This is a genomic window from Pelatocladus sp., from assembly GCF_059505505.1.
On the sequence record NZ_JCACKS010000111.1, the window covers coordinates 1 to 7467 of the forward strand.

The 7467-nt window shown below is 40.2% G+C and carries 6 protein-coding genes; 3 read left to right on the forward strand and 3 right to left on the reverse strand.

Translation table 11 applies throughout. The features are described 5' to 3' along the window. Positions 1–742 precede the first annotated feature (742 nt). Entirely contained in the window at positions 743–1249 is a 507-nt protein-coding gene (locus AC5JMK_RS10555; protein WP_096676551.1) for a TM2 domain-containing protein, read from the forward strand. Here AC5JMK_RS10555 and AC5JMK_RS10560 read toward each other — a convergent pair. Then, positions 1246–1911, reverse strand: coding sequence for a DUF2996 domain-containing protein (locus tag AC5JMK_RS10560; RefSeq protein WP_096676550.1), 666 nt, complete (start codon positions 1909–1911; stop codon positions 1246–1248). The genes AC5JMK_RS10555 and AC5JMK_RS10560 overlap by 4 nt on opposite strands. Before the next feature lie 189 nt (positions 1912–2100). Here AC5JMK_RS10560 and AC5JMK_RS10565 point away from each other — a divergent pair, with 189 nt between their 5' ends. Further along, entirely contained in the window at positions 2101–3696 is a 1596-nt protein-coding gene (locus AC5JMK_RS10565) for a GMC oxidoreductase (protein ID WP_495910029.1), read from the forward strand. A 7-nt stretch (positions 3697–3703) separates the two neighbouring features. On the opposite strand, the gene AC5JMK_RS10570 is transcribed toward AC5JMK_RS10565, so the two are convergent. Both AC5JMK_RS10570 and AC5JMK_RS10575 read right to left on the reverse strand, forming a co-directional pair. Then, entirely contained in the window at positions 3704–4975 is a 1272-nt protein-coding gene (locus AC5JMK_RS10570; RefSeq protein ID WP_495910030.1) for a hypothetical protein, read from the reverse strand. Between the two features lie 543 nt (positions 4976–5518). Then, the gene (locus AC5JMK_RS10575; RefSeq protein WP_495910031.1) at positions 5519–6541 is read right to left on the reverse strand and encodes a hypothetical protein; all 1023 of its coding nucleotides are present in this window, start codon (positions 6539–6541) and stop codon (positions 5519–5521) included. A gap of 108 nt (positions 6542–6649) precedes the next feature. Here AC5JMK_RS10575 and AC5JMK_RS10580 point away from each other — a divergent pair, with 108 nt between their 5' ends. Further along, positions 6650–6994 carry a hypothetical protein gene (locus AC5JMK_RS10580; protein ID WP_495910032.1) on the forward strand — a complete coding sequence of 115 codons (345 nt, stop codon included), beginning with the start codon at positions 6650–6652 and terminating at the stop codon, positions 6992–6994. Positions 6995–7467: the final 473 nt, after the last annotated feature.

The window sequence follows — 7467 nt, forward strand, 5'->3', positions numbered from 1 at the left end:
CCCTAAGAGCTAGTCACATAAAGGCTTTGATAGTTGTCGGAGATGTCTAGTGGACTTATAGTTAAATCCGGCTTTTGCTGATGCAGAGATCGAGAATATTCCCAAAAAAACGAGAAAAACATATATAGATTTTTTCGTTAACATAGATAGTTTTACCTAGTTTTAAGGCATTTTATTATTACATTTATCATAAGTATTCACAGGTAATTAGAAAATTAATCTTAAATTTGTAAGCTATGGCATTCCTAAATCATTCGCTCCAGACAAGATCCCCGACAACTCATGCAAAGTTGGAGATCTAAGCTCTGCAATTCTCACAAATCATAAATATTAGGATTGCTATCCATACATCATTACTGTCTAGCATTTCAAAAAATACTTGAGATAAATCCTCCTGCTATTGGAAGTCCTTTGGTGACTAGCGCCGAGGATATGAAATAAAATTTAATATTATGTATTTTTTTCACTATAAATTATGTAATTTTCTGACAATTTAGTTATCTTAGGATTAAGTAGGTCGGCATCAGTCAAAACATAGTCGCAATGATTATGTTTTGAACCGCGAACTACCCAGATACGGGCGTGTTAAGCCATAATTTTAATCAGTAGAGAAATATTTATGTGTACATAAAATTGTCACTACGACAAAATCTCATATCAAAGTTTATTTCCGCAAGAAACAAAAAATAATAAAAAAACTGTCTAAAAAGTCAGAGCGAAGAGTCCAAGGGATTAAAAAAAGATGAATGCAGAAAATCATAACGACAAAGACCACCAAGAACGTCTTATTGTCTCCTACATCTTGAGTGCAGCTTGGTTTTTCGGATTGGGAGGACTACATCGTTTATATAATGGCAGAATTGGTACAGGCTTGTTATGGTTAGTAACCTATGGTTTTTTTGGCATCGGTCAGTTTATAGATTTGTTTTTCATCCCCAACATGGTGAATGAACATGAACTAAGACTCAGATTAAAAGCAGGTGTATCGCCCTTTGGTGTACCTTTTGAACAAGCAGTAGTGGCTTCCGAAGTATACCGTCCTACTGGCAATCAACTCATCCTCAAACTCATCGAAACAGCTGAAAGTCGGGGTGGGATGATCACCGTAACTCAAGGTGTAAAAGCAACTGGAGCTAGCTTTGCAGAAATTGAAACAGCTTTAAAAGATTTGCTGAAATCAGGTTATGTAAGGATAGATAACGACCCCATAACTGGAGCTGTTACCTACCATTTCTATGAACTAGGTTAATTTCTCCCCAGCCACTTTTGACCATTCAAACGCTGCATCAAACCATACACCAGCAAATCTAGTGTGATTTTGCGCTCATCAATTAAGAATGATTCCAGAGTGCTAGGCTGTTTCCCTTCATTGCAGGAAAAAGCTTTTTTCCCTTGAATATTTTCATCAGGAAAATATAAGTTGAAGTGGCGCACACCATCTGAAAAGTTACCAACTATTTGCCAACAGTCACCGAGTTGTTCTAGTCCTTTGATAGGAATTTGCTGTTTTACAAAAGAAATTTGTAAGTTTTTTACCCCTTCTTGAGCTACAGCTTTTTCTACAGCAGGCAAGTAATATTGTTGGATAAACTCTGAAAATGGCTTATCTTCAACTGCTGGTGGTTTTTCTTTCTTTGCTGTTTTCGCTGCGGCGGCAGGTTTTTCCCCATCTGCGGCTTTAGCTGCGGCGGCGGGTTTTTCCCGCTTGGGTGGTGCAGTTTTAGTTTTAGCAGCATTTGGGTTGGTTTCCGGGTTTACCGCTTTTGGATCTGGCGCGTTGGAAGTGGGAATATTTGTCGCTTCAGGAGAATCGGTGCTAGGAGCGTTTTGTTCTGCGACAGTGGGAGCCTGTTTGTCTACGGTGCTGGGAGCCACCTCTCCCGCTTCATTGTGATTGGTTTCTTCTGCCATTGCTCAGATCAATCCTTATGTATAGCTTTAGGGGAGCTTTGGGAGCGATCGCTCACCTTTTATTAGTCATCTTCATTTTGACACAGCACAGCCAGTATATAACTGAAGCTGTTGCATATGAATTCCTGCCTGAAAGATTTACGTGCTATATGTGGAGCTTGATTTCTATATAAACGTGACAAGAAACGCATGAATCATCACCACATTCCCCGACGGCGTTTCCTCAAAACTGGGGCTTTTGCTCTAGCAGGTTATGCAATTACTAATGCTGATATTCTCCGTTCCTTAGCAACTCGGAGTGAGCCTATAGATGCGATTGTGATTGGGAGTGGTTTTGGTGGTGCGGTTGCGGCGCTACGATTGGCACAAGCTGGAATACACACTCTCCTACTAGAACGCGGTCGTCGTTGGATTCTTACTGAAGAACAGAACACTTTCTCCACCTTGCGTACTCCAGATAGCCGTTCTTGGTGGCTGAACTCCTCTTGTGTTCCGATCTTTGGTAATATTGAGCCTCTTGTTAGTTACGCTCATACCGGAATAGTAGAGATTTTAGCAGAAAAAGGCATCGCAGTATTGGCAGGTGCAGGTGTAGGTGGTGGTTCTCTCGTCTACTCCGCAGCTACCTACCAACCAACACGTGCTAATTTTGATCGGGTTTTTCAAGGAGCAATTTCTTACGATGAGATGGCCCAGGTGTATTATCCCAGAGTCCGCTCCATCCTCAAGCCTAGTCCAATTCCAGCAGATATATTGGCGTCAGACTACTATCGTCTAACACGCGTTTTCCTAGAAGAGGCAGCAAATGCGGGATTACCCGCAAAACTATTGGACATGAACCTCAACTGGGATGTGGTTCGTCAGGAAATAACTCGAGAGCGTGTTCCGTCTGCGATCGCTGGTGAATTTTTGTATGGGAATAATAGCGGTTGCAAGAACAGCGTAGATCGCAACTATTTGCTACAAGCAGAACAGACTGGGTTTGTTGAAATCCTACCATTGCACATAGTCACGGATATATATGAGATGCCTGAGTCTGGCTACGCAGTTGTTTGCAACCAAATCGACGAAGATGCCAATGTCCTGCAAAAGCTCATTTTTACTAGTAAGCATGTTTTTTTGGCGGCTGGTTCGATGGGAACAACTAAGCTTTTAGTTAAAGCAAAAGCTAAAGGAACGCTACCAAAGCTCAATGATGCTGTAGGAAATTTTTGGGGAAATAATGGTGATACTCTTGGTCTTCAAGTAGGTCTATCACCTACTAACCCTAGCCAAGGTGGCCCATTAAGCGCTGTTGTTGAAGACCACGCCAACCCACTTGCACCGATAGCGCTTCAGCCGTTTCCAGTCTGGAAAGAAACACGACAAGATCATCTTTATCTTTTAGGATTTGGAATTGGTTTTCCCAAGGGAAGATTCCAGTTTAACCCACTCACCGATAGCGTGCAGTTGACCTGGCCGATACTTAACCCGAAGATAGTTCAGCTGCGCCAAGCGACCTTGAAAACATACTACACACTTAACCAAGCCAATACAAACAGCACATATCAGCCCAAGACTGCCGAAGTACTAGATGAGGTGACATTACATCCGCTTGGTGGTGCTATACTGGGAAAAGTTTGTGACTTTTACGGCAGAATCAAAGGCTACGAGGGTCTGTATGTTGTCGATGGGGCAATGATTCCAGGCTACGCTGGATGTGTCAACCCATCTCTGACAATCGCTGCGCTTGCCGAACGCTGCGTCGAGAGAATTATTGCAGAGGACAATATTGGTAATAAGTAAAATTGTACTAATCTCTAGCAATTCTAATAAATGGCAGAATTTTCTGGGCAGGATCACTAGCTATTTGTACCCAAACACTCATCAATCCTGACTCACTATCAAATCTAAACTCCGGTCTGTTGAGTGTATAGCCTAGCTGTTCTATATTTTCAGAATGTTCATTAAGGTCTTTCGCTGTAATTAAACGTTTATTTCGATCAATGTGAAAATATAGAGTTGCTTGCCACTGCTCAGAATCATTCTGAGCGCGGTCTAGGACAATTCCTAATTGTTCAAAATAACCAATAATAATGTTTGCTAACCATTGATCATCACGAGTCGGTGTAGACCAATAATGAGGACGTTTGAGAGCCTTGATTTCTTCTTCTTTCTGAGCTAGTCGCTCCATAGCTTTTTCTAGTTCTGCTATTACGTTTTTAATATATTGCTCATTCTTGGCAGCTAATCGCTCAGATTCTTCTAGTTTCGCTAAGACATTGGTATAACTGGGTGGTTGAATTCCTGCTATTTTTGCTAACGCGTTTTTGGCTTTTTCCTGGTTGATAGCATTCTGAAATTGTAAGCGATCGCTAACACTCAAACTTTTGACAAATTTAACTTTTAAACATCCTACTTCTGCATGAATTTGATTATAAATCTCGATAGTTTCGTTGACAAAATCAAGATTTTCATTACGTTCAATCTGTGCTATTAAGTTTTTGTAATTAATAGATTTGATCTCAAGGTCATTCTTGAATTTATTCAATCTTTTGATAATTGTTTCATCCTTCACTTGTCTGATTTTGGTATCTATGGATTTTTTCAGCTTTGCAATACATTCTTCGATATGAGAATTTAAAATTTCTTTGATATTGAATAAGAATTTCTCTATAACAGCATCGGCAAATTGCTTTTCTGACTCTGCTTTCCCTTGATAAAATTCTAGTTCAGACTTGAGATTTGCAATGGTATCTAACAATTTTTTATTAACTGACTGTTCTAGTCGTAATCGGTTCTCAACTCCGAGTTTTATTTCTACTTCCTTAGTCAATTCTGCTATTTTCTGCTCTCTAGGTTTAATAAAAGCTTCAATCTGATTATTGGCATTGTCTTCATACAGATGAGAACTGGCTTCATTGGCTATTCCAATCGCAGCACTGCTGACAGCTACAATCCAAGCAAGTGTTTTTGCATTTGGATTTTCACTTTGTATAGCCGCTACAGCAGCTAAGAAAGTTAAACAACCTGCGATCGCGTTGATGATATTCCTGGGCTGTCTTAAAGAGATTTTATGTGTCATAATAATATCCTTAATCTTCTGTTTCGCCTACACACCAAACAGCTTGAAACAGATCGTAGCTAAATAGATACCTAATACTAGGTATATACAAATACTCCAATTTCGAGCATTTTTGAACTTGAATGATTTTCTCCTCAAAAACCAAATTATATTCTATTAAATCCTAAACGATACTCATTGCATCCGCTTGAGGGGAATTGCCCCTCTATTCCGTATTAAGCAATAAAATTAAATTAAACAGCGATCGCTCACTATAATCCAAGCCAGTATTCTCAACTGTGCTGTTGCTAACATTTTCTGTTTTTTCACTTATCTCAAAACTACTGTGGAGATCTGTTTTAAATCGTCTTGATTAATCTGGTATTGCGTCCCTGATAGACCAACTTCTAGCCACAAGTGTACTGCATCACATGAGAATGTACTAAAGTGATGGTGTAATTCAGTAATCTGGTTAGGCAGTTTGAGAAATTTACTGCCGTTATTAGTTATCCAGTACCTTGCTGTTTCATGAGCGAATCGTTAAATACCAAGTTTTTTATAATCCTATTTTTTCTTCAAAATAGGTTTTTGGCTTGGTTTTTGCTGACGATTGCTGTGTTCATCAGAATTATTTTTTGGAGTTGGCTGCTGTACTTGCTGTACTCTAGGCTTATCTTTCTGAGATGCTTGCTGGGCAGTAGCTTTATCCTTTTTGGATGCTTTGAGAAATCTGGGTGGAGTTTCTTGAGGTGGAGCTAATAGTGCTACAAAACCGAAAACATCACGCCCAGGCAGAAATTTCGCCTTCAAGGTGACAAATGTTGGCTGTCCTTGATCTTCTTTAGGAGCTTTGGGATTAAATCTAAAGGGTCTGACTGGTGCATCCTTCCAAAGCAAGGGTAAATGACTAGCCTTCATAAATTTTACCTTTTGGGCAGGCTCGGCTTGCTTAATATATTCGAGTCTTTCACGAGTAAAGTTACGAAACACAGAGACACAAGGAGTAGCACAAACAGGAATAAACTGCCATAGTCCTGAGAATTTAAACTCTAGGTCTAGTAACTCTGCTGAAACTGCTTCTTCAAATCGCCCTTTGTCAAAGCCAACTAGCTGAAAAGCAATGCGATGTGGTTGATCTTTGCGTGGAAAATGAATTGCTTTTGGATAAACAACCAAACGTTGAGTTCGATTACCTGTTGCTTCGATTTCTTTTTGGAGGGCTTCAAATACTTTGCGCTTTCGGGGAACATAGAAAAGTGGGTATTGAGAACGACCGATGGTAACAGTGTTTTTACCATCCTCAGCCAAATTGACCTCCCCAGTAATCACCCCAACCGCTTGAAATATCGATCCTGAATCTTCAATTTCTGGTTGTGATTCAGTATTCTGATTAACTTGCTCGTCCGCAGATGGGGTTTGAAGTGGAGGAGCAGCCTCAAACGAATTTGTGGAATCTTGTAGAGACTGATCTGGGGAGTCTGGGGAAGTTTTTTCTTCTTCCCCAGCTACCCCTGCTTGCCCAAAATGCATCAAGGAATGCAACTTAGTATCAGTAGGCTCATTGGGGTTTGGTTCGGCAAATGCCATAATAGTTGTTTTTTTTTGAAATCGCTAATTATTCTATTTTATGGTATACAAATTGTCTACAATTTGTTGTAGACGACAACGTAGACAATTTATAAATAAGACTTTACCATGTATACAACTACGTATACATCAGTCTACAGAATGCCTAGTAAAGTCATCTCGTTTCGGTTAAGTGAAGTCGAAATTAAAGCACTGTCGGCACTACAAACTTCTGAAGATGAGTCACTAAACCAAACTGCGGCTAGATTGCTCAGGGATATTCTTGGTACATCTACAGTTTCATCTCAAATGTCTACGATTGTAGATATCAGGGAGATGGTGAGACAGGAAGTAGAAGCGATCGCTTTGTCTACACCATCTATGGTCATGGATATGAAAGAAATGGTTAAACAGGAAGTGGAAGTTGCGATTTCCCAGTTAACTATCCATCATGAGGTGCGTACACCACGGTGAATTAAACCTCATCCAATCTTGAACACTAAAGCTTCAAACAATTTTGGATTTTAGATTACTCTCCCTTGAAGTCGCTACTCTGGGAGAAGCCAGTTCGTGTCACGCGTCTATGGAAAATGGAATTGACCCCTAGGATTTATCCTAGGGCTTGTTAGAGTCGTGATCCTCAGCCGAACAATAGACCTCTTGCAAAAGTCGAATGAACCCCCCTCAATCCCCCCGTGAACGGGGGGAAGATTTAGTTCCCTCCCCGTTTACGCTTAGGGTTAGGGTGGGGTAAAAATATTTTTGCAAGAGGTCTAATAGCGGATTGAGTCCCAGGATTTATCCGCTTTCTTATACCCTGCTCGGAATTATTGGTCAATAGAAAACAGATTCATAAGTTTGTTTATAAAATTACGAACTTCACTGGTTAAACATTTTTAACCCACATTCCGCACTTCAAAATGTAGCGCAAGAGATTACATGGTGAT